General features: G+C 61.8%; 27 protein-coding genes. 7 read left to right on the top strand and 20 right to left on the bottom strand.

What is annotated here, in order from left to right; genetic code table 11:
• The first annotated feature begins 94 nt into the window (after positions 1-94).
• Entirely contained in the window at positions 95-1,192 is a 1,098-nt protein-coding gene (locus IU367_RS01555) for a calcium:cation antiporter (RefSeq protein WP_043139740.1), read from the top strand.
• A 70-nt stretch (positions 1,193-1,262) separates the two neighbouring features.
• On the opposite strand, the gene hutH is transcribed toward IU367_RS01555, so the two are convergent.
• The 10 genes from hutH to ftsY all read right to left on the bottom strand — a co-directional run bounded on the left by hutH (position 1,263) and on the right by ftsY (position 13,179).
• The gene (gene hutH, locus IU367_RS01550; RefSeq protein ID WP_098980989.1) at positions 1,263-2,795 is read right to left on the bottom strand and encodes a histidine ammonia-lyase; all 1,533 of its coding nucleotides are present in this window, start codon (positions 2,793-2,795) and stop codon (positions 1,263-1,265) included.
• Between the two features lies 1 nt (position 2,796).
• Positions 2,797-4,500, bottom strand: a complete 1,704-nt coding sequence (gene hutU, locus IU367_RS01545) for a urocanate hydratase (protein ID WP_241280103.1) — start codon at positions 4,498-4,500, stop codon at positions 2,797-2,799.
• Between the two features lie 55 nt (positions 4,501-4,555).
• On the bottom strand, positions 4,556-5,500 hold the full coding sequence (hutG, locus tag IU367_RS01540) for a formimidoylglutamase (protein WP_241280101.1): 945 nt from the start codon (positions 5,498-5,500) through the stop codon (positions 4,556-4,558).
• Entirely contained in the window at positions 5,493-6,728 is a 1,236-nt protein-coding gene (gene hutI, locus IU367_RS01535) for an imidazolonepropionase (protein ID WP_241280099.1), read from the bottom strand. Before hutI ends, hutG begins: the two co-directional genes overlap by 8 nt.
• Positions 6,729-6,884: 156 nt before the next feature.
• On the bottom strand, positions 6,885-7,589 hold the full coding sequence (gene hutC / locus IU367_RS01530) for a histidine utilization repressor (RefSeq protein ID WP_274453243.1): 705 nt from the start codon (positions 7,587-7,589) through the stop codon (positions 6,885-6,887).
• An 11-nt stretch (positions 7,590-7,600) separates the two neighbouring features.
• Entirely contained in the window at positions 7,601-8,260 is a 660-nt protein-coding gene (gene can, locus IU367_RS01525; RefSeq protein WP_042868573.1) for a carbonate dehydratase, read from the bottom strand.
• Between the two features lie 125 nt (positions 8,261-8,385).
• Positions 8,386-9,240, bottom strand: coding sequence for an RNA polymerase sigma factor RpoH (gene rpoH, locus IU367_RS01520; protein WP_011899178.1), 855 nt, complete (start codon positions 9,238-9,240; stop codon positions 8,386-8,388).
• Between the two features lie 455 nt (positions 9,241-9,695).
• Positions 9,696-10,649, bottom strand: coding sequence for a permease-like cell division protein FtsX (gene ftsX, locus IU367_RS01515; protein WP_042868569.1), 954 nt, complete (start codon positions 10,647-10,649; stop codon positions 9,696-9,698).
• Positions 10,650-10,755: 106 nt separating this feature from the next.
• Positions 10,756-11,424: a cell division ATP-binding protein FtsE gene (gene ftsE / locus IU367_RS01510; RefSeq protein ID WP_043139753.1), complete on the bottom strand. Its 669-nt coding sequence runs from the start codon at positions 11,422-11,424 to the stop codon at positions 10,756-10,758.
• Between the two features lie 69 nt (positions 11,425-11,493).
• Complete coding sequence (gene ftsY / locus IU367_RS01505) at positions 11,494-13,179, bottom strand: signal recognition particle-docking protein FtsY (RefSeq protein WP_274453241.1); 1,686 nt, start codon at positions 13,177-13,179, stop codon at positions 11,494-11,496.
• A 111-nt stretch (positions 13,180-13,290) separates the two neighbouring features.
• On the opposite strand from ftsY, the gene rsmD reads away from it, so the two are divergent.
• Both rsmD and IU367_RS01495 read left to right on the top strand, forming a co-directional pair.
• Positions 13,291-13,920 (top strand): 16S rRNA (guanine(966)-N(2))-methyltransferase RsmD, encoded by a 630-nt coding sequence (gene rsmD / locus IU367_RS01500; RefSeq protein ID WP_274453239.1) that lies wholly within the window; start codon positions 13,291-13,293, stop codon positions 13,918-13,920.
• Positions 13,904-14,215, top strand: a complete 312-nt coding sequence (locus IU367_RS01495; RefSeq protein WP_043139760.1) for a DUF1145 domain-containing protein — start codon at positions 13,904-13,906, stop codon at positions 14,213-14,215. Before rsmD ends, IU367_RS01495 begins: the two co-directional genes overlap by 17 nt.
• 38 nt (positions 14,216-14,253) lie before the next feature.
• Here IU367_RS01495 and IU367_RS01490 read toward each other — a convergent pair whose 3' ends face one another.
• Together IU367_RS01490 and fabR are read right to left on the bottom strand one after the other, a co-directional pair.
• On the bottom strand, positions 14,254-14,619 hold the full coding sequence (locus tag IU367_RS01490; protein WP_122974306.1) for a YijD family membrane protein: 366 nt from the start codon (positions 14,617-14,619) through the stop codon (positions 14,254-14,256).
• Positions 14,620-14,639: 20 nt separating this feature from the next.
• Positions 14,640-15,260, bottom strand: coding sequence for an HTH-type transcriptional repressor FabR (gene fabR, locus IU367_RS01485; RefSeq protein WP_043139764.1), 621 nt, complete (start codon positions 15,258-15,260; stop codon positions 14,640-14,642).
• A gap of 149 nt (positions 15,261-15,409) precedes the next feature.
• Between fabR and IU367_RS01480 the strand changes: the two genes are divergently transcribed.
• Complete coding sequence (locus IU367_RS01480; protein WP_043557047.1) at positions 15,410-16,528, top strand: fatty acid desaturase; 1,119 nt, start codon at positions 15,410-15,412, stop codon at positions 16,526-16,528.
• 483 nt (positions 16,529-17,011) lie between these two features.
• Here the strand turns inward: IU367_RS01480 and IU367_RS01475 are convergent, their stop codons facing one another.
• The gene (locus IU367_RS01475) at positions 17,012-18,265 is read right to left on the bottom strand and encodes a phospholipase D family protein (RefSeq protein ID WP_043557048.1); all 1,254 of its coding nucleotides are present in this window, start codon (positions 18,263-18,265) and stop codon (positions 17,012-17,014) included.
• 78 nt (positions 18,266-18,343) lie between these two features.
• Here IU367_RS01475 and IU367_RS01470 point away from each other — a divergent pair, with 78 nt between their 5' ends.
• Positions 18,344-18,490 (top strand): hypothetical protein, encoded by a 147-nt coding sequence (locus tag IU367_RS01470; RefSeq protein WP_167336115.1) that lies wholly within the window; start codon positions 18,344-18,346, stop codon positions 18,488-18,490.
• Between the two features lie 15 nt (positions 18,491-18,505).
• On the opposite strand, the gene IU367_RS01465 is transcribed toward IU367_RS01470, so the two are convergent.
• The 3 genes from IU367_RS01465 to tatA all read right to left on the bottom strand — a co-directional run bounded on the left by IU367_RS01465 (position 18,506) and on the right by tatA (position 20,536).
• Positions 18,506-19,930, bottom strand: coding sequence for an MltF family protein (locus tag IU367_RS01465; RefSeq protein WP_274453236.1), 1,425 nt, complete (start codon positions 19,928-19,930; stop codon positions 18,506-18,508).
• A 127-nt stretch (positions 19,931-20,057) separates the two neighbouring features.
• Positions 20,058-20,360, bottom strand: a complete 303-nt coding sequence (locus tag IU367_RS01460; protein ID WP_042868550.1) for a YfcZ/YiiS family protein — start codon at positions 20,358-20,360, stop codon at positions 20,058-20,060.
• A 14-nt stretch (positions 20,361-20,374) separates the two neighbouring features.
• Complete coding sequence (gene tatA / locus IU367_RS01455) at positions 20,375-20,536, bottom strand: twin-arginine translocase TatA/TatE family subunit (RefSeq protein WP_043141356.1); 162 nt, start codon at positions 20,534-20,536, stop codon at positions 20,375-20,377.
• A gap of 273 nt (positions 20,537-20,809) precedes the next feature.
• Between tatA and IU367_RS01450 the strand changes: the two genes are divergently transcribed.
• A complete protein-coding gene (locus tag IU367_RS01450) occupies positions 20,810-21,778 on the top strand; it encodes a LysR substrate-binding domain-containing protein (RefSeq protein WP_043557050.1) in 969 nt (322 codons plus the stop codon).
• Here the strand turns inward: IU367_RS01450 and IU367_RS01445 are convergent.
• The 3 genes from IU367_RS01445 to IU367_RS01435 all read right to left on the bottom strand — a co-directional run bounded on the left by IU367_RS01445 (position 21,679) and on the right by IU367_RS01435 (position 23,118).
• The gene (locus tag IU367_RS01445) at positions 21,679-22,122 is read right to left on the bottom strand and encodes a hypothetical protein (RefSeq protein ID WP_274453235.1); all 444 of its coding nucleotides are present in this window, start codon (positions 22,120-22,122) and stop codon (positions 21,679-21,681) included. The two genes, IU367_RS01450 and IU367_RS01445, sit on opposite strands and share 100 nt — an antisense overlap.
• Positions 22,123-22,171: 49 nt before the next feature.
• Positions 22,172-22,771, bottom strand: a complete 600-nt coding sequence (locus tag IU367_RS01440; protein WP_042868544.1) for a YhgN family NAAT transporter — start codon at positions 22,769-22,771, stop codon at positions 22,172-22,174.
• Positions 22,772-22,872: 101 nt separating this feature from the next.
• Positions 22,873-23,118, bottom strand: coding sequence for a YecH family metal-binding protein (locus IU367_RS01435; protein ID WP_043141360.1), 246 nt, complete (start codon positions 23,116-23,118; stop codon positions 22,873-22,875).
• A 208-nt stretch (positions 23,119-23,326) separates the two neighbouring features.
• Between IU367_RS01435 and IU367_RS01430 the strand changes: the two genes are divergently transcribed.
• Positions 23,327-24,610: a dicarboxylate/amino acid:cation symporter gene (locus tag IU367_RS01430; protein ID WP_274453234.1), complete on the top strand. Its 1,284-nt coding sequence runs from the start codon at positions 23,327-23,329 to the stop codon at positions 24,608-24,610.
• Between the two features lie 14 nt (positions 24,611-24,624).
• Here the strand turns inward: IU367_RS01430 and IU367_RS01425 are convergent, their stop codons facing one another.
• Positions 24,625-24,939: a putative signal transducing protein gene (locus IU367_RS01425; protein ID WP_241280253.1), complete on the bottom strand. Its 315-nt coding sequence runs from the start codon at positions 24,937-24,939 to the stop codon at positions 24,625-24,627.
• Between the last annotated feature and the right edge of the window lie 5 nt (positions 24,940-24,944).

The raw sequence follows: 24,944 nt of genomic DNA, 5'->3' as shown, positions 1-24,944 counted from the left end.
CTTTATCATTAGCAGGCCCGCCACACCCGTAGCGGCGCCGTTTTGCCTCCATACCCCGTCGGCCCCGGCCGCTCCGAGATGAGAACCATTGCCTATGAAGTCATTTATCCGGCAAGAGATTGCCCTGTCCATTGGCCTGCTGACCCTGCTGTTTTTCAAGACGCTGGGCAGCGACCTGCTGACAGAGGCCACTCCGCTTGCGATTTATCTTCCTGTCTCGGCGGCGCTGCTTGCCATCGTCACCTGGGCCATCTTCTCTGTGGTACGCCACTCGGACGCCCTCGCCATCAAGCTGGGTGAACCCTTCGGCACCCTGATCCTGACGCTCTCCGTCATCTCGCTGGAAGTGGTGATGATCTCCTCCGTCATGCTGACCGGCGACCCCAATCCCGTGATGGCCCGTGACACCATGTTTGCGGTGGTGATGCTGGTCACCAACGGCCTGGTGGGCTTCACCCTGCTGTTCGGCGGCTGGCGCTACCACACCCAGAGCTTCAATCTGGATGGGGTCAAATCCTATCTGGTCGCCATCATACCGCTGGCCCTGCTCTGTCTGGTGCTGCCCAACTTCACCCGGGGCGGTACCATTGGCAGCATGTCGAGCCCCATGTCCTGGATGCTGATCATCATCTCCATCCTGCTCTACGGTATCTTCCTGCTGATCCAGACCCGCAGCCACAGCCACTTCTTCGTCGACAGCGACCACGAGGATTACGAAGAGCACCACGGCCCGCTGCAGAGCAACCTCTACCACACCCTCTTGCTGCTCGCCTATCTGGTGGTGGTGATCCTGCTGGCCAAGACGCTGGCGATCCCCATCAACTACGGGGTCAAGGTGATGGCTGCGCCGCCTGCGCTGGGTGGCTTCATCGTGGCCTGTATCGTGCTCGCACCGGAAGCCGTGGGCGCCATCAAGGCAGCCTTCAACAACCAGTTGCAGCGCGCCATGAACCTCTACTTCGGCTCTGTGCTGGCCACCATAGCCCTGACAGTGCCCGCCGTGCTGTTCATCGGTGCCATGCTGGGCCAGGAGGTGCGCCTCGGCCTCTCCGCCGCCGACATGGTGCTGCTCGTCACCACCCTCATGGTCTGCAAGGTCACGTTCAGCAGCGGCCGCACCAATGTGCTGCACGGAGCTACCCACCTGGTGCTGTTCGTGGTCTACCTGTTCCTGATGTTCGAGCACGAATAACGGTTCACGCTACCGCAGCAACGAAAAGACCGCCCCTGAGGGCGGTCTTTTGCTATGGAGCGAATGGGGCTTAGAGGCTGGGCAGCACACCGGCCGGGATCAGGTCGTTGTAGCTCGCCTGAGCCAGCAGCTCGGCAGCCGCTTCGATGTCCGGCGAGAAGTACCTGTCCTTGTCGTAGAAGCTGACCTTGCTGCGCAGCCTACCCTTGGCCAGCTCCAGCAGCTCAGTGGTGCGCAGGGGAGCGCGGAAATCCAGGCCCTGGGCGGCGGCCAGCAGCTCCACCGCCAGGATGCCGCGGGTGTTCTCCGCCATGTCCGCCAGCCGGCGCGCAGCGAAGGTGGCCATGGAGACGTGATCCTCCTGGTTGGCGGAGGTGGGCAGGCTGTCCACCGAGGCGGGATGAGCCAGGCTCTTGTTCTCGGAGGCGAGCGCCGCCGAGGTGACCTGGGCGATCATGAAGCCGGAGTTGACGCCACCGTTGTTGACCAGGAAGGCGGGCAGACCCGACATGCGCGAATCGATCAGCAGCGCCATGCGACGCTCGGACAGCGACCCGATTTCGGCGATGGCCAGTGCCAAGTTGTCGGCAGCGAAGGCCACCGGCTCGGCGTGGAAGTTGCCGCCGGAGAGGATCTCCTCATCCTCGGCAAACACCAGCGGGTTGTCGGAGACCGCATTGGCCTCGCACACCAGCACCTCGGCAGACTGACGGATCTGGGTCAGGCAGGCCCCCATCACCTGGGGCTGGCAGCGCAGGGAGTAGGGATCCTGCACCTTCTCGCAATTGTGGTGGGACATGCCGATCTCGCTGCCATCCACCAGCAGCTGGCGATAGCAGGCGGCGGCATCGATCTGGCCGAGCTGACCGCGCACCTCATGGATGCGGGCATCGAACGGACGACGACTGCCCAGCGCCGCCTCCACGCTCATGGCACCTATGGTGATGGCGCCGGCGAACAGATCCTCGGCGTGGAACAGGCCTTCCAGCGCAAACGCCGTGCTGGCCTGGGTGCCGTTGAGCAGGGCCAGTCCCTCCTTCGGTGCCAGAGAGATGGGCTCGAGACCCGCGATCTTCAGCGCCGTGGCAGCGTCCATCAGCTCGCCCTTGTGGCGCGCCTTGCCTTCACCAATCAATAAACAGCTCATATGGGCCAGCGGCGCCAGATCGCCGGAGGCACCGACGGAGCCCTTCTTCGGCACCACAGGATAGACTTCGGCATTGATCAGGGTCATCAGCGCCTCAAGCACAGTCAAGCGGATGCCGGAGAAGCCCCGCGCCAGCGAGTTGACCTTGAGCACCATCATCAGCCGCACAGTGGCGTCATCCATGTAGGTGCCGATGCCGGCCGCGTGGGAGAGCACTATGGAACGCTGCAATTCGTCCAGCTGCTCCACCGGGATGCGGGTGTTGGCCAGCAGGCCAAAGCCGGTGTTGATGCCGTACACCACGCGATTCTGCTCGATCACCTTGGTGACCACGGCAGCGGAGGCGTGGATCCCCGGCAGCGCGGCCGGATCCAGGCTGATATGCACCGGCTCGCGGCTGACGCGGCGCAGGGTATTGAGGCAGAGCTTGCCCGGTAACAGATTGAGTTCAAACATCTTATTTAACCCCTTTGCCCGTTGCGGTCAGCATCGGCAGATCCAGTTTCGCCTCATGGGCGCAGTTGATGGCAATCTCGTAGCCTGCGTCGGCGTGACGCATCACACCTGTGGCCGGGTCGTTGCGCAGCACCCTACCGACGCGCCTGGCGGCGTCATCGGTGCCGTCACATACGATCACCACGCCCGAGTGCTGGGAGAAGCCCATGCCCACACCGCCACCGTGGTGCAGCGACACCCAGGTCGCACCGCCGGCGGTGTTGAGCAGGGCGTTGAGCAGCGGCCAGTCGGAGACGGCATCGGAGCCATCCATCATCGACTCTGTCTCGCGGTTCGGGCTGGCCACAGAGCCGGAGTCCAGGTGATCCCGACCTATGACCACGGGCGCCTTCAGCTCGCCATTTTTCACCATCTCGTTGAAAGCCAGGCCCAGGCGTACCCGATCCTTGACCCCGACCCAGCAGATCCGCGCCGGCAGGCCCTGGAAGGCGATGCGCTCGCGGGCCATGTCGAGCCAGTTGTGCAGGTGGGGATCGTCCGGGATCAACTCCTTGACCTTCTGATCCGTCTTGTAGATGTCTTCCGGATCGCCGGACAGCGCCACCCAGCGGAAGGGGCCTATCCCCTCGCAGAACAGCGGACGGATATAGGCGGGCACGAAACCGGGGAAGTCGAACGCATTCTTGACCCCCTCCTCCAGCGCCATCTGGCGGATGTTGTTGCCGTAATCCAGCGTGGCTGCGCCACGGGATTGCAGGGTCAGCATGGCTTCCACCTGGCGGGCCATGGAGTGACGAGCGGCCTGGTTCACCTCCTGGGGCGCGGATTTTTGCAGCGCGCGCCACTGGGCCACGCTCCAGCCCTGGGGCAGGTAGCCATGGATAGGGTCGTGGGCCGAGGTCTGGTCGGTCACCACGTCCGGCGTGATGCCGCGGGCCACCAGTTCGGCAAAGACATCGGCAGCGTTGCCGAGCAGGCCGACGGAGACAGCGGTGCCGTTGCGTTTGGCCTCCTCGACCATGGCCAGCGCCTCATCCAGGCTGTGGGCCTTCTTGTCGACGTAGCGGGTCTTGAGACGGAAATCGATGCGGGTCTCGTCGCACTCGACGGCGATCATGGAGAAGCCGGCCATGGTGGCGGCCAGCGGCTGGGCGCCGCCCATGCCACCCAGACCGCCGGTCAGGATCCAGCGGCCCGCAGGTTCGCCGTTGAAGTGCTGGTTGGCCACCGCGAAGAAGGTCTCGTAAGTGCCCTGCACTATCCCTTGAGTGCCTATGTAGATCCAGGAGCCGGCCGTCATCTGGCCGTACATCATGAGGCCTTTCTTATCCAGCTCGTTGAAGTGCTCCCAGTTGGCCCAGTGTGGCACCAGGTTGGAGTTGGCAATCAGCACCCGAGGCGCATCCTTGTGAGTCTGGAACACCCCGACCGGCTTGCCGGATTGCACCAGCAGGGTCTCGTCTTCCTCGAGCCGGGTCAGCACCTCGACTATCTTGTCGTAGCAGGCCCAGTTGCGGGCGGCGCGGCCGATACCGCCATACACCACCAGGGATTGGGGATGCTCGGCTACTTCCGGATCCAGGTTGTTCATCAGCATCCGCAGCGGCGCCTCTGTGAGCCAGCTCTTCGCGGTCAACGCGGTACCACGGGGGGCACGGATGACCCGGCTCGGATCCTGACGGGGATCCAGGTGTTGCTCAGACATACACACTCCTTGTTTTATCAATGCAGCAGCATGGCGACCTGCCCTCGGCAGAGCGCTACTTGGTTAACTGATGGACCAGCCGGGCGGCCACGCGGGCGCTGCGGTTATCCTGATCCAGGTTCGGGTTGTACTCGGCCAGATCGGCGAGCCGCAGCTTGCCGCTGGCTCGGATATGGGCAATCAGGGGTTCGATGACCGCCAGCTCGACACCGCGGGCGGCGGGGGCGCTCACCCCCGGCATGACGGCGCCGGGCAGCACGTCGAGATCGATCGTCAGATAAAGGTGATCACAACGGGCGATAAAGGCATCCAGCCCGTTTAGAAGCTCTGGCAGTGCGGCCTGGGTCATGGCCTCGTCCAGCGCATACCAGACCCCCAGTTCATCGGCGCGGGCAAACAGCGCCTGGGTATTGGCTGTCTCGGCCACCCCGAGGCAGGCGTAATGAAACCCTGTGCCTTGGGCGGCGCACTGCTCGGCGATCTGGAAGAAGGGGGTGCCCGAGCTGGCCTGCTCCACCTTGCGACGCAGATCGAAGTGGGCATCGAAGTTGATGATGCCGACCCGACCCTGACCGGCCAGATGGCGGTTGAGGCCGCTCCAGCTGCCGAACGCCACCTCGTGACCGCCCCCCAGCACCAGCGGGAAGTGACCCTCATCCAGCAGGCTCGCCACCCGCTCGGCCAACCGGCCGTGGGCGGCATCGAGATCGCCGTCGTCACAGCACAGATCGCCGCTATCAAAGACGGGACGGGTCAGATGCCAGGCACTGTTGGCCAGCAGCTTGCGGATCGCCAGCGGTGCGCCGGCCGCCCCCGTGCGCCCCTTGTTGCGGCGCACCCCCTCGTCGCAGGCAAAGCCCACCAGGGCGACGCCGGGTTCGGCTGTCCCGATCAGCGGCCAGGCCTGCACCTTGTCGTGCCAGCGCAGGGCAAGCTCGCCATCTTCCGGATCCTGGCGCCCCTGCCAGACCGACATATGGGGCAGGCTGAACTTATCCATGCAGCGTCTCCTCGCCGTTGACGATACGGCTCACCAGCTGATCGACGCCGATGAGGTAACTGAGCTCGGCCGGGTGCCCGCAGTTCCAGACCAGGAAGTCCGCCAGCATGCCTACTCTCAACTGCCCCAAACGCTCCTGCTCGCCGAGCGCGCGGGCGGCGTTGCGGGTCACCCCGACCATGGCCTCGACCGGGGTCAGACCGAACAGGGTACAGGCCATGTTCATGGCCATCCGCAGCGACACTATGGGGGCAGTGCCCGGGTTGATGTCGGAGGAGACCGCCATGGGCACATGGGCCTTGCGCAGGGCGGCGACCGGGGGCAGCCTGGTCTCTTTCAGGAAATAAAACGCGGTGGGCAGCAGGGTGGCGACCACGCCACGGTGTGCCAGCGCCTGGATCCCTTCCTGATCCAGATGTTCCAGATGATCCACCGAGAGGGCGCCAAAGTTGGCGGCGAGCGCACTGCCACCTAGGTTGGAGAGCTGTTCCATGTGGCCTTTCACCGCCAGACCGTATTGATCCGCAGCCAGATAGACCTGCTCGGTCTGGGCCAGGGAGAAGCCGATGTGCTCGCAGAAGACGTCCACCGCATCGGCCAGGCCCGCCTCGGCAGCCGCCGGAATGATCTCCTGACAGATGGTCTCGACCCAGGAGTCGGGATCGTCGCGATATTCGGGCGGCACCGCATGGGCCGCCAGCAGGGTGGTCTTGACCCGGATCGGCAGCGCCTCTCCAAGCCTGCGGGCAACCCGCAGCATCTTGAGCTCGTCATCCAGCGTGAGGCCGTAGCCGGATTTGATCTCCACAGTGGTGACCCCTTCCCGGATCAGGGATTTGAGCCGCGGCAGTGCCAGCTCAAACAGCTGATCCTCGCTGGCGGCACGGGTGGCCCTTACCGTGCTGAGGATGCCGCCACCCTTGCGGGCGATCTCGGCATAGGGCACCCCTTTCTGGCGCAGTTCAAACTCTTCGGCCCGGCTGCCGGCGAAGATCAGATGGGTGTGACAGTCGATGAGGCCGGGGGTCACCAGCTTGCCCTTCATCTCCTGCCAGTGGGCCGGATAAGGGCCCTTGAGATCCTGCATGGGCACCAGGGCGTGGATCTTGCCTTCATGCACGCCGAGGGCGTGGGGCTCCAGCAGACCGTAGTCAGCCAGATCGGGGCGCAGGGTGGCGGGTGTCACGTTGAGCCAGACCCGCTCGCAGTTCAACAGTTCCTTGTTCATACCGACCTCTAAATGTATATACATTAATTTATATCCGATCTCTGGCAGGAAAGAAAGGATCAAATTCACATCTTGATAACAGCGCTGTGATTAGAGTTTAAGCACAAAAAAGCCCACCATGAGGTGGGCTCTGTTAAAAACAATATGTATATACAATCAGCTGAGGCTGGTCTTGGAACTCAGCTTGTAGCGGGAACCAGGCGAAAGCAGGCGGGCGTAGGAGACCAGGTGACCTTCCGACCAGGTACGGCGGTGCAGCAACAGACAGGGGGTGTCGACCCGCACCTGCAGCAGACCGGCCTCACCTGCGCTCGGCAGCACGGCTTCCACCACGTGCTCCATCTCGGAGAGGGGACAGACCTCCATCAGATAGCGGTTCGGCGTCTGCTGGGTGAAGTCCTGCTCGCCGTAGTCCGGCAGGCGCTCGGCATCGACGAAGCGCTCCTCCAGCTGCAGCGGCTCTCCATCGGCCTGATGGACGATGAGGCTGTGAAAGATGGGGGCGCCGACCCGCAACCCGAGCTGGACCGCCACCTTCTCGTCGGCGGCCTGGCGTTGCAGCCGGATCACCCGGGCGCTGTACTCGCTGCCGCGCTCGGCGATCTCGTCGGCTATGTTGCGAATGGCCAGCAAGGGCGACTCGGTGCGCCTGTCCGCCACGAAGCTGCCGGAGCCGGCGGTGCGCACCAGCCAGCCCTCAGCCACCAGCTCACGCAGCGCCTTGTTGACCGTCATCCGGCTCACGGTGAACAGCTCGCACAGGGCGGCCTCGGTCGGGATCCTGTCCCCCGCCTGATAGTGGCGTTCGCGGATCCCGTCCAGGATGTGCTGCTTGATCTGAAGATAGAGGGCTGGCGCCAACGGCAGGTTCCTCAGCGACGGCGGTGGGGCGGACGCATGTCCGGCCAGGCGCGGTAAACATCGGGGATCTGATCCGGCCCGCTGATGCAGAGATCCAGATCGTGCAGCAGACCGTCCTTGATGCCATAGATCCAGCCGTGCACCGCCAGCTCCTGCCCCTTGCGCCAGGCATTCTGGATGATGGTGGTGTGGCAGACGTTGGCCACCTGCTCGGCCACGTTCAGCTCGCACAGGTAATCGAAACGCTCGTGCTCATCTTCGATGGCATCCAGCTGTTCGCGATACTTGAAGTAGACATCCTTGATGTTGCGCAGCCAGTTGTCGATGAGCCCCAGCTCCTGGTTCTGCATCGCCGCCTTGACGCCACCGCAGCCATAGTGGCCGCAGATGATGATGTGCTTCACCTTGAGCACCTCGACCGCGTATTGCAGCACCGAGAGGCAGTTGAAGTCGGTGTGTACCACCAGGTTGGCGACGTTGCGGTGGACGAACACATCCCCCGGCAGCAAGCCCATCAGCTGGTTGGCGGGAACCCGGCTGTCGGAGCAACCGATCCAGAGGTATTCGGGGGCCTGCTGGGCGGAGAGGGTAGCGAAGAAATTCGGGTCCTCGGCCTTGATCCGTTCCGCCCACTCGCGGTTGTTGGTAAACAGGTCGTTCAAGAGTTTCACTATCTGCTCTCCCTACTGTGGCAGTGGCGGCAACATAACATAGACAAGGGTAACCAAGGCAAGGCCGACCAGATGCTCATGAAACAAAAACAGGGCCATCAGGCCCTGTTTTTGTGAGGGAGGCATCAGGCCTCCATGGCGTCTTTCAGCTTCTTGAGTGCGTTTTTCTCAAGCTGACGCACCCGTTCGGCAGAGACACCATAGGTATCGGCCAGCTCCTGCAGGGTGGTCTTGCTGTCATCATCGAGCCAGCGGGCGCGGATGATATGCTGGCTGCGCTCATCCAGAGTGGCGAGGGCCGAACTCAGGCGACGGGTCGCATGATCGTCCCAGTTGTCATTCTCTATGGTGGCCGCCAGATCGGACGATTTGTCTTCCAGATAATGAACCGGGGCGAAGCCGCCTTCATCTTCATCATCACCGACCAGATCGAACGCCTGATCGTAGTTGCTCATGCGTGCTTCCATCTCGGTCACATCGGTCGGGGAGACCCCCAACTCGGCTGCGACGGCCTGCACTTCATCGTGGCTGAACCAGCCCAGACGCTTCTTGGATTTGCGCAGGTTGAAGAACAGCTTGCGCTGGGCCTTGGTGGTCGCCACCTTGACCATGCGCCAGTTGCGCAGGACATATTCGTGGATCTCGGCCTTGATCCAGTGCACGGCGAAGGAGACGAGTCGCACCCCGACGGTCGGGTCGAAGCGCTTGACGGCCTTCATCAGGCCGATATTGCCTTCCTGCACCAGGTCAGCCTGGGGCAGACCGTAACCGGCATAACTCTTGGCAACGTGAACGACAAAACGCAGATGCGACATGACCAGCTGACGGGCAGCCTCGAGATCGCCGCCCTGCTGCAAACGCTCAGCCAGCTCACGCTCTTCCTCTGCGGTCAGCACAGGAATCGAGTTAACTGCCTGGATATAGCCTTCCAGACTACCTTGCGGAATCAGAGCCATAGTGCGCTGCAATGAAGTTCCCATGTTCTACCTCTTTCTTTTCAATCGAATCAGTCTAACACCCTGAGAGGGTCTGTCTACTGACCGGACGCCATTCTGCGGCCTGTATCAAACATCATAGTGAGCATGTCTGAACCGGGGTTATCTTAGGCCGGCAGGATGAATCATGAATGAACAGTCAAAAAAAGGGGGTCACAATCAAGGACCCCCGAAAAGTAGCATGCTAAGTCCATTGTTGCGGAGCTCGCAACCTTCACATGCTTGCCAAGTCAGACGAGCAAGGCAGAGGGGCCACACCCGTATAAGTTCTTCAGCACTTGTAGACTGCTTATAAATCAGAAGGTTCACAGGATCCAGAGAAGATCCCGAAGATCGGTACCGTTCAGATTACTCTCAGAACGCTGGCCGTGCCAGAAACGGCCCCTCTTTTACTTGATCCGTGTCTCAAAATCCAGCGCTTTAAAACGCTGATAAATCAATCAGGATGGTTCTATGTCGCGAATGTGGCGATGGACCGAGAACCAGGAGGCGATCAGCCCCAGCAGAGCCCCCAGCAGAATCAGATTAATCCCATCCACCGCCCCCATGCCGACCAGCCGGAAATTGCTGTTATACAAGCCCGCCAGCTCCTTTACCACACCCTCGCTCCAGATCACCATCACCTCGGTCAGCCACCAGGCCAGCATGCCGCCGATGACCCCGAACCAGATGCCGGTATAAAGGAAAGGACGGTGAATGAAGGCATCGGTCGCCCCCACCAGCTTGAGCACTTCGATCTCGGATCGCTGGTTGAGTATGTTGAGGCGCAGGGTATTGCCGACGATCAGCAGCACGGCGGAAAGCAGCAGCACGGCTATGCCGGTAATGGTGTGGCGCAACAGGTTCATGATCCCCTGCAAGCGGGTCAGCCACTGCAGATCCAGCTTGCCCTGTTCGACGCCATCCTCGTTGTTCAGCTTGTTGAGCAGCTCGGCGGCCCCTTCCGGATTCTGCCAGCGGGGATCGGGAATAACGCTCAGCACAGGCGGCAGCGGGTTGCTGTCGAGGTAGTCAAGCGCATCGCCGAAACCGGAGATCTCGCGAAACTCCTTGAGCGCCTCATCCCGGCTCATGTAGGTGACGGACTCCACCTCGGGATAGAGCAGGATCCGCTGCTTCATGTCGAGAATGCTCTGCTCGGGCAGATCCTTGCGCAGATAAAGGGAGATCTGGGAACTGGTCTGCCAGCTCCCCTCCACCACCTCGGCATTTTTCAGCAGCACGTGAAAGCAGGAGGGCAGCGCCAGGCTGACGCCAAGCACCGCCAGCGTCATCAGGGAGGCGAGCGGATTGCGCCACAGCTCGCCCAGACTAGAGAAGGCCTGACGGGCGTGGTCGACCCAGTACATCATGAACCGGCGCAGCGGCGGTTGTTTATGACGAACGATAGCCATCAGAGCATCTCCCCTGGCAAGTGGCTGACGGGCAAGCGGGCATGATCCTCACCCCACGCCAGCATAAAGCGGCACTGTGGTGGCTGCTTGTGGCGGAAAATAGCCATCAGAGCTCCTCCCCTGCCGAATACATGCGCCCCGCCTTGAGGGTCAGGGTGCGATAGCGCATGCGGGCGATCAGCCCCAGATCGTGGGTGGCAATCAGCACGGAAACGCCGAAGCGGTTGAACTCCTCGAACAGCCGCATGATATCCATGGAGAGCTGGGGATCCAGGTTGCCGGTCGGTTCATCCGCCAGCAGCAGCGGCGGCTTGTTGACGATGGCGCGGGCGATGCCGACCCGCTGCTGTTCACCACCTGAGAGCATGCGCGGCTGGTAGCGCTCCTTGCCGAGCAGCCCCACCTTGTCCAGCGCCGCCGCTACTCGCTTGTTGATGTCGGCATGGCTGTAACCGTCGATCACCAGCGGCAGTGCCACGTTGTCGAACACGGTTCTGTCCATCAGCAGCCGGTGATCCTGAAAGATCATGCCGATCTGGCGCCGCACATAGGGGATATCTCCCCGCTTGATATGACTGACATCGTCGCCGTGGAAGAAGACACGCCCGTCGGTCGGCCGCTCCATCACACTGATGAGCTTCAAGAGGGTACTCTTGCCCGCCCCTGAGTGCCCGGTCAGGAAGGCCATCTCCCCCTTGCGCAGGTGAAAGCTGACCTTCTGCAACGCCTGATGGCCGCCGCTGTATACCTTGCTGACCTTATCGAAACGAATCATAACGGATCCCTGACAGTGACAAGCCCCGACCTGGGTCGGGGCATGTGGCGCTTACCATGGCGCCTGAGCTTACTCATCGCGACTGAACAGTGCCTCGATAAAGTCGTTGGCGACGAAGGGGCGCAGATCGTCGATCCCCTCGCCCACCCCGATATAGCGGATCGGGATCTGGAACTTGTCGGCCACCGCGAAGATGACGCCGCCCTTGGCGGTCCCGTCCAGCTTGGTGAGGACGATACCGTCCAGCCCCACCGCCTCGCTGAACAGCTTGGCCTGGCTGAGGGCGTTCTGGCCTGTGCCCGCATCCAGGGTCAGCATGACCTCGTGGGGTGCCTCTTCATCCAGCTTCTTCATCACCCGCACGACTTTCTTGAGCTCTTCCATCAGGTTGCTCTTGTTTTGCAGGCGGCCGGCGGTGTCGGCGATCAGTACGTCGGCTCCGCGCGAGCGGGCAGCCTCGATGGCATCATAGATGACGGAGGCGGAGTCGGCGCCGGTATGCTGGGCGATCACTGGGATGTTGTTGCGCTGACCCCATACCTGCAGCTGCTCGACCGCAGCGGCGCGGAAGGTATCGCCGGCGGCCAGCATGACGCTCTTGCCTTCGGCCTGGAACTGCTTGGCCAGCTTGCCGATGGTGGTGGTCTTGCCGACACCGTTCACGCCCACCATCAGGATCACGTAGGGCTTCTTGCTGGTGTCGATCACCAGCGGCTGCTCGACCTGGGCCAGCATGGCACCCATGTCCTGCTTGAGCAGACCGTAGAGCGCCTCGGCATCCTTGAGCTGCTTGCGATCCGCATGCTGCACCAGGCCATCTATGATGCGGCGCGTGGTATCGACCCCCAGATCGGCGGTCAGCAGCTGGGTCTCCAGCTCTTCGAACAGCTCATCGTCGATCTTCTTGCCACTGAACAGGCCGAAGAAGCCGGAGCCAATATTCTCCTTGGTGCGCACCAGACTGCGCTTGAGACGGGCAAAGAAGCCTTCCCGCTGCGGCTTGTCCTGGGTATCGTCGTCCACCTTGGCGGCCAGCGGCAGGGCAGCCAGTGCGGCGGCTTCAGCTTCCATCTCGGCGACCAGGCGAAGATCTTCCGCTCTCTGGGCCTCTTTGGCGATACGAGCCTCTTCGGCAGCCTGCGCCTCGGCAGCGATACGGGCGGCTTCGGCAGCCTGTGCCTCGGCGGCGATACGAGCAGCTTCGGCAGCCTGTGCCTCGGCGGCGATACGAGCAGCTTCGGCAGCCTCTGCCTCGGCGGCGATGCGGGCGGCTTCGGTAGCCTGCGCCTCGGCGGCGATGCGAGCGGCTTCGGCAGCCTCTGCCTCGGCGGCGATACGGACAGCTTCGGTAGCCTGCGCCTCGGCAGCGATACGGGTGGCTTCGGCAGCCTGTGCCTCGGCGGCAATACGAGCAGCTTCGGCAGCCTCTGCCTCGGCACTCTCCTGCTCGATCAGCAGTTCATTGACGATGACGGGCTCCAGCTCGGAGGCACACTCTTCCACCACCAGCGGACCCGCGTCCAGATCGGTGGGGACACAGCAATCGTCATCGTGCGCAGCGCCAGCGGGCAGGAGATCATTCTGTGCGCTGACGGGCAATTCAGTGGGCACTACCGGCGTAGTATCGGAAACGGGGTGAGCGACGACCTCAGGCTCAACGATAATGGGGGTGGCTTGGGGTGTCTGTGGTTGGACAGCCTCAGCCTCTTCTTTCTTGCGGCCGAAACCCAGCCAGGAAAACAAACCTTTTGCCATCTAAAAAATACTCACTTCGTTGGCTGACTGCTAAGATAGCCGTCCCTCGGCGGGTCGGCATAAAAATGAACCGCCTTATACTACCACTTTATTTTCTGACGACGAAACGCGATGCCCAGAGTGAAATCCAGCCATAACAGCCCGAGCAAGAGCCCAGCCCCACAGGGGAAATCAGGCTTTGTCAGAATCATCAGCGGCCAGTGGCGAGGCCGCAAATTGCCGGTCAAGGATGTGGAGGGGCTCAGACCCACCACGGATCGCGTCAAGGAGACCATTTTCAACTGGCTGGCCCCCCATGTCCGTGGCACCCGCTGTCTGGACCTGTTCGCCGGCAGCGGCGGCCTGGGGCTGGAGGCGCTGTCGCGCTATGCCGAACAGGTGACCCTGATCGAGATGGACAAGGGCGCCGCCGACCAGATCAAGAAGAATCTGGCCGCCCTCGGCAGTAGCCAGGGCCAGGTGATCCAGTCCGATGCCGTCAGCTGGCTGCAAGGCCCGGCCACGCCGTTCGATCTGGTGTTCCTCGATCCGCCGTTTCGGCGCGAGCTGCTGCCCCAGGTATGCGAACTGCTGGAGCAGCGCGGCTGGCTGGCACCGGACGCCCTCATCTATCTGGAGCGGGAGAAGGAGATGGCCGATCTGCCGCTGCCGACCAGCTGGCAACTACTCAAGGACAAACAGGCAGGCCAAGTCTGCTATCAACTCTATCTGCGGGAGGTAAACGATGAAGCGGGTATTTAATCTATTGGCGATGGGGCTGATCCTGTTCTTCTGGTTCGGCGTGCTGGTCAGTCTGCTCGCCCCCCTGCCAGGCAAGCTCAACGGTTTTCTGCCGGTCTGCGGCGTGATCGTGATCCTGATGCACTGGGTGCAGGCCAGCATGGTCAAGGCCGCCTGCAAGCCCTACTTCGCGGTGAGCCGGCTCGAATTCGTTCAGGTGCTGGTGTTCGGCGTGTTCGGCATGGTGGAGATCCGGGCCCGACTGCAGGCCATAGTGGACGCCAAGCAGCGCGGCACAGACAACAAAGCCGGATGAACCCGGCTCTGTCATGATTTATCAGGAAGGAGTGCGCGTCACTCCTTCTCTTTTTTCCCCACGCTGATGCCCAGCTTGATCGACAGCACGGCCAGCAGCAGCAACATCATGATGAGCGAGAAGAAGTTGCTGCCAAGCTCGGGGTACTGCACCTTGACCAGCGCCGAGTGGCCGAAGCCGCCGATGAAGAGGCAGAGCAGCATGCAGAGCGGGGTATTGCCCTCCAGCGAGACGTGACGATAGTGCTGGTAGAGCTGATAGGCCGCCAGCACCAGGGCAATCATGGGGAAGAAAGAGAAGGGGATCACCGACTCGGTCAGCACCGACAGGGAGGCATCCCCACAGATGCCGATGAGCAGGGCCAGCAGCAGGGGTTTCTTCGGGATCGGATTCTGATCATGCATGGAAGTGTCCATCCTTTGACTTAAGAAAGAGGTTGGCGGCGCTTCTGGTTCTGAACCTCGGCGCCCATGGCGATCATGCGCAGCTGGCTTATGGTGCGATCGGACAGGGCCCGGCACTCTTCGCTGGTCATGTCGAGGGCATCGGCACCGGCGCTGAAGACGATGGTCACCATGGCTTCGGCCTGGATATAGGCCTCTTCCCTCGGCGCCCCCGTGGTAGCTTCGAGGTAATCGGTCAGCTCGGCGATGAAGTGCTGTATCTCCCGCGCCACCGCCTGCCGAAATGCCGCCGAGGTGCCGGAACGCTCACGCAGCAGCAGCCGGAAGATGTTCGGGTTGTTCTCGACGAACTCCATGAAGGTCTGCACCGAGGTGCTGATGACGCTGCCGCCACCGGCGATGCGCTGGCGCGCCTGGCGCATCAGCTGGCGCAGGGTCAGGCCCCCTTCATCCACCAGAGTCAGCCCCAGCTCCTCCATGTCGCGAAAGTGACGATAGAAAGAGGTCGGCGCTATGCCCGCCTCCCGCGCCACTTCCCGCAGGCTGAGGTTGGAAAAGCTGCGATTGGCGCACAGTTGGCTGAACGCCGCATCGATCAGTGTACGCCGGGTTTTTTCTTTTTGTTGCGCGCGAATACCCACGAAAACAGTCACCTTCAGGTTATCGAGGCCAAATGATAACCCGAAGGCCGAGCCGGGATCAGGTTTGTCTCCTACTTTTTTACCATTGACCCGAATTCTGGCTGCGTGGAGAATGGCGCACAGCTGTTCGCTGAAAGGAACCGAGTGAGATGGAACGCCCACCGATCATCATGACCAATACCCTGCTGTTTGCCCTCTCCGGGCTGACCGCACTGATAGCCGTGCCCTGGTACGGCATGACCCATGGCTATGACCTCTGGCAGTGGAGCTGCTTCCTGCTGCTGTTCTGTTACAGCGGCATCTCCATCACGGCCGGCTACCACCGCCTCTGGTCGCACAAGGCCTACAAGGCCCACCCTATCCTGCAGTGGATCTTCGCCATCGGCGGGGCCCTCGCCTTGCAGAACTCGGCCCAGCACTGGTCTTCCGATCACCGTCGCCACCATCGCCACGTGGATGACAACCTGAAGGATCCCTACAGCGCGGGTCGCGGCTTCTGGTACTCCCACATCGGCTGGATGCTGCGCGAGTATCAACGCGATATCTACAACGATTACAGCAACGTGCGGGATCTGCAGAACAACCCCGTCGTCGTCTTCCAGCACAAACACTATCTGGCGCTGACCCTGGCTACCAACATTGGCATCCCGCTGCTGCTGGGGCTCGTCCACGGTGATCTGCTCGGCATGCTGCTGCTGGCCGGGGTACTGCGCATGGTGATGACCCACCACACCACCTTCTTCATCAACTCCCTGGCCCACATCTGGGGCAGCCAGCCGTTTACCGACCGCAACACGGCGCGGGACAACGGCATCCTGGCCTTCTTCACCTTCGGCGAGGGCTATCACAACTTCCACCACCTGTTCGAGAACGACTATCGCAACGGCATCCACTGGTGGCAGTTCGATCCCACCAAGTGGCTGATCCGCAGCGCCTCCTGGTGCGGGCTGACCCGGGATCTGAGATCCTGTCCGGAAGAGCTGATCGAACAGGCCAGACTGGAGATGCAGCTCAAACGGGCGCAGGCCAAGTTGCGCAAGCAGGAAGACAGGGAGCTGTGGCAGGCGCTGTTGCAGGAGGAGTACGACAAGCTGAGCCAGCAGTTGCAGCACTACTACGCCAGCCGCAAACGCCTGCTGGAACAACGCAAGCGCAAGGCACTGGCCCGCTATGACAAGTTGAAGCTGCAGCTGGAGTATCGCAACCTGCACGATGGCTTCGTTGCCAGCAAGCGCAACTGGAGCCGGCTGCTGGCGGGCATCGCCTGACCATGAGCCATCGGGCCGAACAGAGAAAAAGACCGCCAACCGGCGGTCTTTTTCTGGGCGCCGCTCCGTCAGCGGGCCATAAAAAATGGGGTGACATTTCCATGTCACCCCCTCGCAAATAGCATGTTCCATATTGGAATCCGGTCCTGTCGGGTGCCTGTCCTGTTTCCTGAGTTTCCGCTACCCATCCGAAGCAGGCGCCTGCTGGAGCAATCCAGTCGGCCAGTACCCTTCACAACCCCCTTCCGCACGGCAGACAAGCCACCGTGTTTGTCCTTGCAACTGAAATATTACGCAGTTAAATAAAATAAAAAACCGTTTTATTCAGTGGAGTATGCAAGTGACTGGGCGCTCCCAGGATTCCTACATCTGAACAAACTGATTAAAAACAATACGATAAAGAAATTCATCGCCTTTAGATGGCAAACGTTATCCTCGAAGGCGCACAAGGCTTTGCGAGATCTCGCACAAGAAATGACCCGCTCACAACCAGCGCTGCAGCGGCAGCCAGTCGCTCACCCTAGCCAGCAGTCGACGCAGGGTCGACTGTGGCGCGGCAACGGAATGGGACGACCGCTGCTGCCATCCCGCCAGCCACAGCTGCAACTCGGCGCAGAGTGCTGGGCACGCCAGGTGCAGCATCAGCTCGGTGTTGAGCATCAGGGAGCGGGGATCCAGATTGAAGCTGCCGAGCAGCGCCTCTTCTTCCCCGATCAGGATCAGCTTGGCGTGCAGGCTGAGCGCCTCCCCTTCCAGCTCCGACAGGGCGATGCCCTGCCGTATCAGCCAGGGGCGATGACGCCGGTAGGCGCCATACACCAGGGGCACATCCGTGCTGGCCAGGGAGTTGGTAAGAATCTCTATGTTCACCCCCGCCTGGCGCTGTTGCCTGAGTCGACGGCGCAGCCCCCGGGTCAGGATAAGGTAAGGGCTCACCAACTTCAGGCTCCCCAGGTTGTCGGCCAGCTTGCGCCAGAGCAGGGGCGCCGTGGTCGGCCGCGACACCAGCCCCTTGCCGGGCCGGTCGAACCACACCTCAGCCTCTCCCGGATGCCAGTTCAGGGCAACAGGCTCGGCGTCAAACAGGCTGGCGGGCAGATCATAGACGGCCGCCACCTGCGGCTCGGTCAGGGTGAGCAGAAAGTCGTTCACCGCCGTCACCTCGGCCCGCAACAAGGGGCGACGCAGCAGACGGCGGATCGGGTGACTCCAGCGGCTGCGCCAGAATTGATCGAAGCCCTGCTCGGCCTGCTGGCAGAGCGGGCCACGGCAGGCGAGATCCAGATCGACGAATCGGGGCGTACCGCCCAGCCCGAAGTAGCGGTCACCTATGTTGCGACCGCCGATCACCGCCTGGCTGCCATCCACCAGCAGCAACTTGTTGTGCATGCGGTGATTGATGCGGCGAAAGCTGAACATCCCCTCCAGCAGCAGAGTCAGCGGACGCCAACCCCGCAGCCAGAAGGGGTTGAACAGCCGTACCTCTATGCCGGGCTGATGGGCCACCATCTCCAGGAAGCGGTTGTCGCCGGCATAGAGGTCGTCGATGAGCAGTTGTACCCGTACTCCGCGCCGGGCCGCATGCAGCAACTCGGACAACAGCAGCTTGCCGCTGCTGTCCTCCTCCCAGCTGTAGTACTGGGCCTGGATCCGGCAGCGGGCGCTGCGGATCAGCTGGCAGCGCACCTTGAGCGCCAGCTCGGGTTGATCAATCAGTGCAAATTCGCCGGGGATCATGGCGTCATCTGCCTGTCATGGGGAAATGGCATAACGCTGGCTACAGGCCTCGTTGGAATGTGGATGAAGGAATTTACCATGGAACTCACGGATCGCCCCGCCATCAGCCATCGACCGCAAGCCAGTCAGCCGGATCCCTCGCCGACCGGCCAGCTGGCCCCCTGGTATCTGCAACACAGGGATCAGGGTTGGGAACCCTTTGCGCCACCCGCCCAGCCTGTCTAGACGGGCCAGAAAATATCAGGGCTGGGCCACCGCCTCGATGGCTGCCGCCTTGCCCTCCAGCTGCGGCAGGCTGAAGCGATAGGCCACGTAGTACTTGTAGATGGTGCTGACGTAGTTGATGGGCCCCTGGCCGACCTCGTTGGCCACCAGCTGCTCCACGTTGCCAAACCAGACGTTCGGATCCAGCCCGGCGGCCTCCGCCTTGGCCCTGATCGCCTGCACCCGATTCGGGCCGGCATTGTAGGCCGCCAGCGCAAACAGGTGGCGGTTGAGCACATCCAGCCCGGGATCGTTGAAGTAGGTATACAGGATCAGTCGCATGTAGCGGCAGGCCGCCTCCACATTTCCCTCCAGGCTGGCGAGCCTGGCACCGCGAATGCCCACCTCGCCCCCCGTGCTAGGCAACAGCTGCATGATCCCCACTGCCCCCCGCTCTGAGCGCACGCCGGCATTGAGGCCCGACTCCTTGTAGGCCAGCGCCGCCAGCATCAGCCAGTCCAGCCGGTACTTGTCAGCCTGCCGCTCCAGCACCTGGCGTATGGTCGACAGCCGCCCCAGAGGATCCGGCGCCAGAATATTGCTCATCTGATCGCTGCGGGCCAGCAGGCGGCGCAGGGTCATGTCGCTGTAGAGGGTGCGCTTGCCCGCATCGGCCAGATAAGCGTTGACCGCCTTGAGCAGCTCGGGACTGTTGTTACGCAGCGCCCAGGCACTGCGGCCCTTGTCCCGCAGCGGGATCAGCTTGTGGGCTCTCAGGCCGCTGATCATGCCGAGCCAGATGCGCCCCTTGAAGCTGTCGGTTACCGTGAGCGGTATGATGCCGGCCGCCACCATCTCCAGCAGATCCCCGTCCTGCAGGTATTCGGGGACCGTCTCTATGTAGATGGGCGGCAACCCCAGCTCGCGAAACAGCCAGTTGAGCTGGCGCAGGCTCTCGTAATAGCTGGAGCTGGCCCGCACCCAGACCCGCCGCCCCGACAGCTGGGTGATGCGGTTGAAGGTCGGCAGGGAATGCTGGCTCACCAGCCACTCTTCGATGGGGGCGATCACCGGATCCGAGAAGGTCACCTGCTCGCGCCGGGTCGGCGTCACCGTCATGTTGGCTGCCACCAGATCGCCGCGCCCCTCGCTGAGGTAGTCCAGCAGCTTGTCCTGACGCACCGGTATGTAGATGATCTTGAGCTTGATCTTCTCCTTGGCGAGATAGATCTGGTTCAGCCAGCGCTCGAACCCCTGCAGCTGATTGACCAGGATGCCGTGCTGGGTCCCCTTGTCGAGGAAAAAGAAGCCCCGCTCATAGACCACCAGGGCCCTGAGTTCTTTCTTTTGCAATATGTGTTCGAGGTCCCCGGGTTGGGGCAGGCGCTGTGGCTTGAGATCCGCCGCCAGCAGAGGAAGACACCAGAGGGCCAGCAGGCCCCAGATCCATCGCAGCCTCATTATGTGGTCGCCTTCTGTTGGCCGACTCGCGTCGGGCAAAGCCATCTGTGGGATAACTAACTATAGAACGCAGACCCACAGCAGAAGGGTCAACACGGCAGGCGAACCCGCCGTGTCATCACTGGGCTCAGATAGAGCGGGCACGCATCTCGAAAATCAATTTTTCGGCGGTGCAGGTGAATTGCAGGCGGGCTTTCAGGATCACGCCGTTGGCGCCCTGGCTCAGCTCGCTGCTGATGCTGGCTTCGGCGGTCACCTGTTTGGCCAGCGCCTCATAAGCGGCCAGCTTGGCGCGGGCATCGGCTTCTGCCGCCGCCTCGATCACCAGATCCATCACATCGTCACCTTCACCTATGATGGTGCCGATCTCGGCGAAACAGCCGCAGCTGTCACAGGTTTCATTCAATTCGACTTTCTCGTCTACAGACATCACTCAACTCCCACTTATTTCGGCTGTACTTCATCGTCACGCAAGGCTTTACGAAAATCCTTGATGGCGGTGCCCAGATCCTCACCGGCGCCGGCCAGGCGTTTGCTGCCAAACACCACGACCACGACCACGAGCAGGATCAACAAATGCCAGATATGAATTCCACCGAGTCCCATAGGGATGCTCCTGACTGATAGATACCGATTGTTTGTATCAAAAGAAGGCGCAAAGATTGTTGGGCAAAATCAAGGCAGGTGCAAGTTTGCAAATAAATCACGCAAAAAATACGGCGACCCAGGGTCGCCGTATCACTTGATGCTACTTGTCCCCTCAACCACTACATCCTGTACCAGCCGCCATCGAAGGCGAGAGACAGTTCGAGCATAGGTTCGCCAAGATATGAAAACAAATGGTATAAATTCATCTGAGAATTGAAGGAGATTCATATCATGTTGCTGGAACAGCTGGGGCGTATCGACCTCAATTTATTGATTATCCTGCAAGTTTTGCTGGAAGAACGGAACGGCAGCCGGGCGGCCCGCCGCCTGCACCTGAGCCAGTCTGCCGTCAGCAAGGCCCTTGGCCGCCTGCGGGAAACCTTCGATGACCCCCTGTTCGTGCGCTCCGCCTACGGGCTGGAGCCCACCGCCCGCGCCCTGACGCTGCAGCAGCAGCTGCACCCCATACTGCTGTCGCTGGACAACCTGATCCAGCCGCCGGATTTCGATCCGGCCAATACCGAGCGGGAGTTCGTCATCGCCAGCATGGACAGCGCCTTCACCCTGTTCGCCCCGCTCTACCTGAGCGAGCTGAAACGGCAGGCGCCTGGCATACGGCTGCGCTATGAGGAGTGGACCGAGAACAGCCTGACCGAGATGAGCCAGGGCCAGGTGGACATCGCCTTCACGGTGCGGGAGAACTGCATCAGCTCGGATTTTCGGCTCGACACCCTGCCCAACGCCATCTGCCAGCGCTTGCTCGCCATCGATGACCTCACCTGTCTGGTGCAGCACGATCACCCGGCCCTGCACGAGCCCAAGTGGGATCTCGCCCGTTACCTGGCCTATCCCCATGTGCAGACCTATTGCGAGGGGCGGGACCGCTGGATGCTGGATCACAAGCTGGCGGGGATGGATCTCTACCGCCGGATCGAGGCGACCGTGCCCTCGTTCGAGGCGGCGCTGCGGATGGGCATGCACTCGGACATGATAGTGACCCTGTCCAGGCTCTACGCCCGTCACGCCACCCAGGTCTATCCGCTGGTGCCGCTGCCGCTGCCCATAGCGCTCGACAGCATCTCCCACCTGCTGATCTGGCATCAGCGCCACGAGGAAGATCCGGGCCACCGCTGGCTGCGGGAAACTCTGCTCGCCCTCATCATGAGCAAGCTGGAACCCTCCACCATAGAACAAGCCTGATCATGCGGCTGGCTGCGGGAGACGCGCTTCATCTTCGGCATCAGCAAGCCGGTGTCTTCCACCGCAGAACAAGCCTGATCATGCGGCTGGCTGCGGGAGACGCGCTTCATCTTCGGCATCAGCAAGCCGGTGTCTTCCACCGCAGAACAAGCCTGATCATGCGGCTGGCTGCGGGAGACGATCTTCATCTTCGGCATCAGCAAGCCGGTGTCTTCCACCGCAGAACAAGCCTGATCATGCGGCTGGCTGCGGGAGACGCGCTTCATCTTCGGCATCAGCAAGCCGGAGTCTTCCACCGCAGAACAAGCCTGATCATGCTGCTGGCTGCGGGAGACACGCTTCATCTTCGGCATCAGCAAGCTGGAAGCCGGGGCTGGCAGACAGCCCTGACAGCTAGCCCTGGCCGGTCACTGCCAGATAGTGGTGGACGCCGTCCAGCAGCATCTGCACCGAGATCATCACCAGCAGCATGCCCATCAGCCGCTCCACCGCCGTGAGTCCTCGCTCACCCAGCAGCTTGTTGAATACCTCGTAGAACATCAGGATCACGGCGCTGGCGCCCCAGGCCATCAGCAGGGCCAGCGACCAGTCCGCCATCCGGGTCGGCTCCTGGTTGGCCAGCAGCAAGAGGGAGGCGAGAATGGAGGGGCCGGCGATCATGGGAATGGCCATGGGCACCAGGAAGGGCTCCTCGCCCGCCGCCAGCCCGGTCACCCCGCCTTCACTCGGGAAGATCATCTTGATGGCGATGAGGAACAATATGATGCCGCCCGCTATGCTGACCGCCTCCTGACGCAGATTGAGGAAATTGAGGATCTGCTGACCGGCGAACAGGAAGGCCATCATGATGGCGAGGGAGAACAACAGCTCCCGCATCATCACCTTGCGCCGCCGCTTGGGATCGATATGACGCAGGATCGACAGGAAGACCGGCAGGTTGCCCAGCGGATCCATGATCAGAAACAACATGACGGCAGCGGAGAAAGTGTCCATACAACGCCCAGGCTAAGCCTTCAACAAGGAGGGGAAAGAGGGCGAAATATAACAAAGGCGACGGGATTCGGCGAGCGTCACAGACCGCTCGCCGCAGGGGATCACCCGTGGTTGCAGATCTTGTCGGCGTGGGTCTGGAAACCCTGCTCCGATTCGATGAATTTGCCGCGCTGGGCCAGGAAGGCGATCAGCGCATCAGCATCCATCTCGCTGGCGCTGCAGGTATGGAAACGGGCGTCGGCACCGAAGCGCGCATCGATCGCCTGCTTGAGGCTGGCCCGGGTAAATTGGCCACCCTGTGCCAGCATCATCTCCATCACCTCGTGACCGTGTACCGATTGAGTCATTGCAAACCTCATTAATGAACATATTTAATGTCCATTAAATCCCGCACCGCCGCTGACGACCTTGATATAGGCCAATAAATTGCTGATTTCCTGCAGGACCTGCTGGTTGTGAGGCGTGCTTTGCCGATAATGTGGCAACCTGACAAGGGGATGGCTACACTAACGCCCCTTTTTGCCATCGCAGACCGAATATAAGGACATTGGCGTCATGCTGTTCCATGGATTGGCTTTCAAGCCCTGGCGGATCTGGACCCGCCGTCCCCTCTGGTTGAAGACCCTGATCGGCATGCTGACCGGGATCGGACTGGGACTCGGTTTCAGTGAACAGGCGTTGCAGCTCAAACCCATTGGCGTCCTGTTCGTCAACACCATACAGATGCTGATGGTGCCCCTCATCTTCTGCTCGGTCATCGCCGGCCTCACCTCATTGCTCAAGGGCAAGAGCCTGGATCGGATCGGCAGCAAGGCCATAGGCCTCTATCTCTTTTCCACCGCCATCGCCATCTGCATCGGCCTCATGATGGGCTGGCTGCTGGAACCCGGCATGGGCGCCAACATGGGGCCCTATGAGCGCATCGGCATGCTGGAACAGCCTACCCTGGCCAGCGTACTGAGCCATCTGGTACCGCGCAACCCGGTGCAGGCCATGGTGGATGGCAAGATACTGCAGGTGATCGTGTTCGCGGTGGCCCTCGCCCTCGCCCTCAACGCCACCGGCCGGCGCGGCCGCCCCGCCATCCTCTTCTTCACCTCGCTGGCGGAAGGCATGTTCAAGCTGACCCAGATGGTGATGGCGCTGGCCCCCTACGGCGTCTGCGCCCTGATGGCCTGGATGACGGGCAAATACGGGGTGAGCCTGCTGCTGCCGCTGCTCAAGGTGATCGGCGCCGTCTATCTCGGCTGCCTGCTGCACGTGCTCGGCGTCTACAGCAGCCTGCTGATCCTGCTGGCCCGGCTCAACCCGCTGCACTACTTCAAGAGCATCGTCGATGCCCAGGCGGTGGCCTTCACCAGCAGCTCCAGCAGCAGCACACTGCCCATCAGCCTGGCCTGCGCCGAGCGCCGGCTCGGGGTCTCCCCCGCCATCACCGCCAAGGTGCTGCCCATAGGCGCCACCATCAACATGGACGGCACAGCCCTCTATCAGGGGGTGACGGCACTGTTCGTGGCGCAGGCCTTCGGCGTGGATCTGCACATGGTGGACTACCTGACCATCATCAGCATCGCCACCCTGGCCAGTATCGGCACGGCAGGCACACCGGGCACAGGGCTCATGCTGCTGACGCTGACGCTGACCGCGGTGGGATTGCCGCTGGAAGGGGTGGCGCTCATCGCCGGGATCGACCGGATCCTCGACATGGCGCGCACCACGGTCAACGTCTCCGGCGATATTCTGGTGTCCGTGCTGATCGCCCGCAGCGAGAAAGAGCTGGATCTGGCGACCTATCACGACGCCAGCGCGGGGGAGGATATCGACTTCACCCTGCGCTGAGGCAGGGTGAGCGATTAATTATCGTGGGGATCGTGATGACAGCGCCAGCAGACCTCGAAGTTGGCGCCGTTCTCCTCCCCGCATTGACCACAGAGCCAGCCATTGCCCTGCCGCTGCTGATAGCGCTCTATGACGCGCCCCGCCTTGCTGCGATCCTGCTCGCGCACCATCAGGGTCACCTGCAACATATCCACCGGCAGCTCACCCAGGGCGCCGGACAGCGCCTCCCCGTTGAGCCGTACCAGTACCCCTTCCACTTCCAGTGCCCCCTTCAGGGCATGGGCCTCCAGCGAATGGGAAGCCCGATAAAGATTGATCCATTGATCCATGCCTT

The organism is Aeromonas bestiarum (genome assembly GCF_028751155.1).
In the GTDB taxonomy this organism is placed as follows: domain Bacteria; phylum Pseudomonadota; class Gammaproteobacteria; order Enterobacterales; family Aeromonadaceae; genus Aeromonas; species Aeromonas bestiarum.
Note: the sequence above shows the minus strand (reverse complement) of the source record. Positions and strands in the feature narration are given on the sequence as shown.

Bases quoted from the DNA above. Each gene is read 5' to 3' on its own strand.
- hutI (WP_241280099.1), bottom strand. From the start codon at position 6,728: ATGAACAAGGAACTGTTGAACTGCGAGCGGGTCTGGCTCAACGTGACA.
- ftsX (WP_042868569.1), bottom strand. From the start codon at position 10,649: ATGGCTATCGTTCGTCATAAACAACCGCCGCTGCGCCGGTTCATGATG.
- IU367_RS01490 (WP_122974306.1), bottom strand. From the start codon at position 14,619: ATGCATGATCAGAATCCGATCCCGAAGAAACCCCTGCTGCTGGCCCTG.
- IU367_RS01435 (WP_043141360.1), bottom strand. From the start codon at position 23,118: ATGACTCAATCGGTACACGGTCACGAGGTGATGGAGATGATGCTGGCA.
- IU367_RS01465 (WP_274453236.1), bottom strand. From the start codon at position 19,930: ATGAGGCTGCGATGGATCTGGGGCCTGCTGGCCCTCTGGTGTCTTCCT.
- ftsE (WP_043139753.1), bottom strand. From the start codon at position 11,424: ATGATTCGTTTCGATAAGGTCAGCAAGGTATACAGCGGCGGCCATCAG.
- rpoH (WP_011899178.1), bottom strand. From the start codon at position 9,240: ATGGGAACTTCATTGCAGCGCACTATGGCTCTGATTCCGCAAGGTAGT.
- IU367_RS01460 (WP_042868550.1), bottom strand. From the start codon at position 20,360: ATGTCTGTAGACGAGAAAGTCGAATTGAATGAAACCTGTGACAGCTGC.
- IU367_RS01440 (WP_042868544.1), bottom strand. From the start codon at position 22,771: ATGGACACTTTCTCCGCTGCCGTCATGTTGTTTCTGATCATGGATCCG.
- hutU (WP_241280103.1), bottom strand. From the start codon at position 4,500: ATGTCTGAGCAACACCTGGATCCCCGTCAGGATCCGAGCCGGGTCATC.
- IU367_RS01475 (WP_043557048.1), bottom strand. From the start codon at position 18,265: ATGATCCCCGGCGAATTTGCACTGATTGATCAACCCGAGCTGGCGCTC.
- IU367_RS01470 (WP_167336115.1), top strand. From the start codon at position 18,344: ATGGAACTCACGGATCGCCCCGCCATCAGCCATCGACCGCAAGCCAGT.
- ftsY (WP_274453241.1), bottom strand. From the start codon at position 13,179: ATGGCAAAAGGTTTGTTTTCCTGGCTGGGTTTCGGCCGCAAGAAAGAA.
- IU367_RS01425 (WP_241280253.1), bottom strand. From the start codon at position 24,939: ATGGATCAATGGATCAATCTTTATCGGGCTTCCCATTCGCTGGAGGCC.
- IU367_RS01430 (WP_274453234.1), top strand. From the start codon at position 23,327: ATGCTGTTCCATGGATTGGCTTTCAAGCCCTGGCGGATCTGGACCCGC.
- IU367_RS01555 (WP_043139740.1), top strand. From the start codon at position 95: ATGAAGTCATTTATCCGGCAAGAGATTGCCCTGTCCATTGGCCTGCTG.
- tatA (WP_043141356.1), bottom strand. From the start codon at position 20,536: ATGGGACTCGGTGGAATTCATATCTGGCATTTGTTGATCCTGCTCGTG.
- hutH (WP_098980989.1), bottom strand. From the start codon at position 2,795: ATGTTTGAACTCAATCTGTTACCGGGCAAGCTCTGCCTCAATACCCTG.
- IU367_RS01450 (WP_043557050.1), top strand. From the start codon at position 20,810: ATGTTGCTGGAACAGCTGGGGCGTATCGACCTCAATTTATTGATTATC.
- rsmD (WP_274453239.1), top strand. From the start codon at position 13,291: ATGCCCAGAGTGAAATCCAGCCATAACAGCCCGAGCAAGAGCCCAGCC.
- hutG (WP_241280101.1), bottom strand. From the start codon at position 5,500: ATGGATAAGTTCAGCCTGCCCCATATGTCGGTCTGGCAGGGGCGCCAG.
- IU367_RS01445 (WP_274453235.1), bottom strand. From the start codon at position 22,122: ATGAAGCGTGTCTCCCGCAGCCAGCAGCATGATCAGGCTTGTTCTGCG.
- IU367_RS01480 (WP_043557047.1), top strand. From the start codon at position 15,410: ATGGAACGCCCACCGATCATCATGACCAATACCCTGCTGTTTGCCCTC.
- IU367_RS01495 (WP_043139760.1), top strand. From the start codon at position 13,904: ATGAAGCGGGTATTTAATCTATTGGCGATGGGGCTGATCCTGTTCTTC.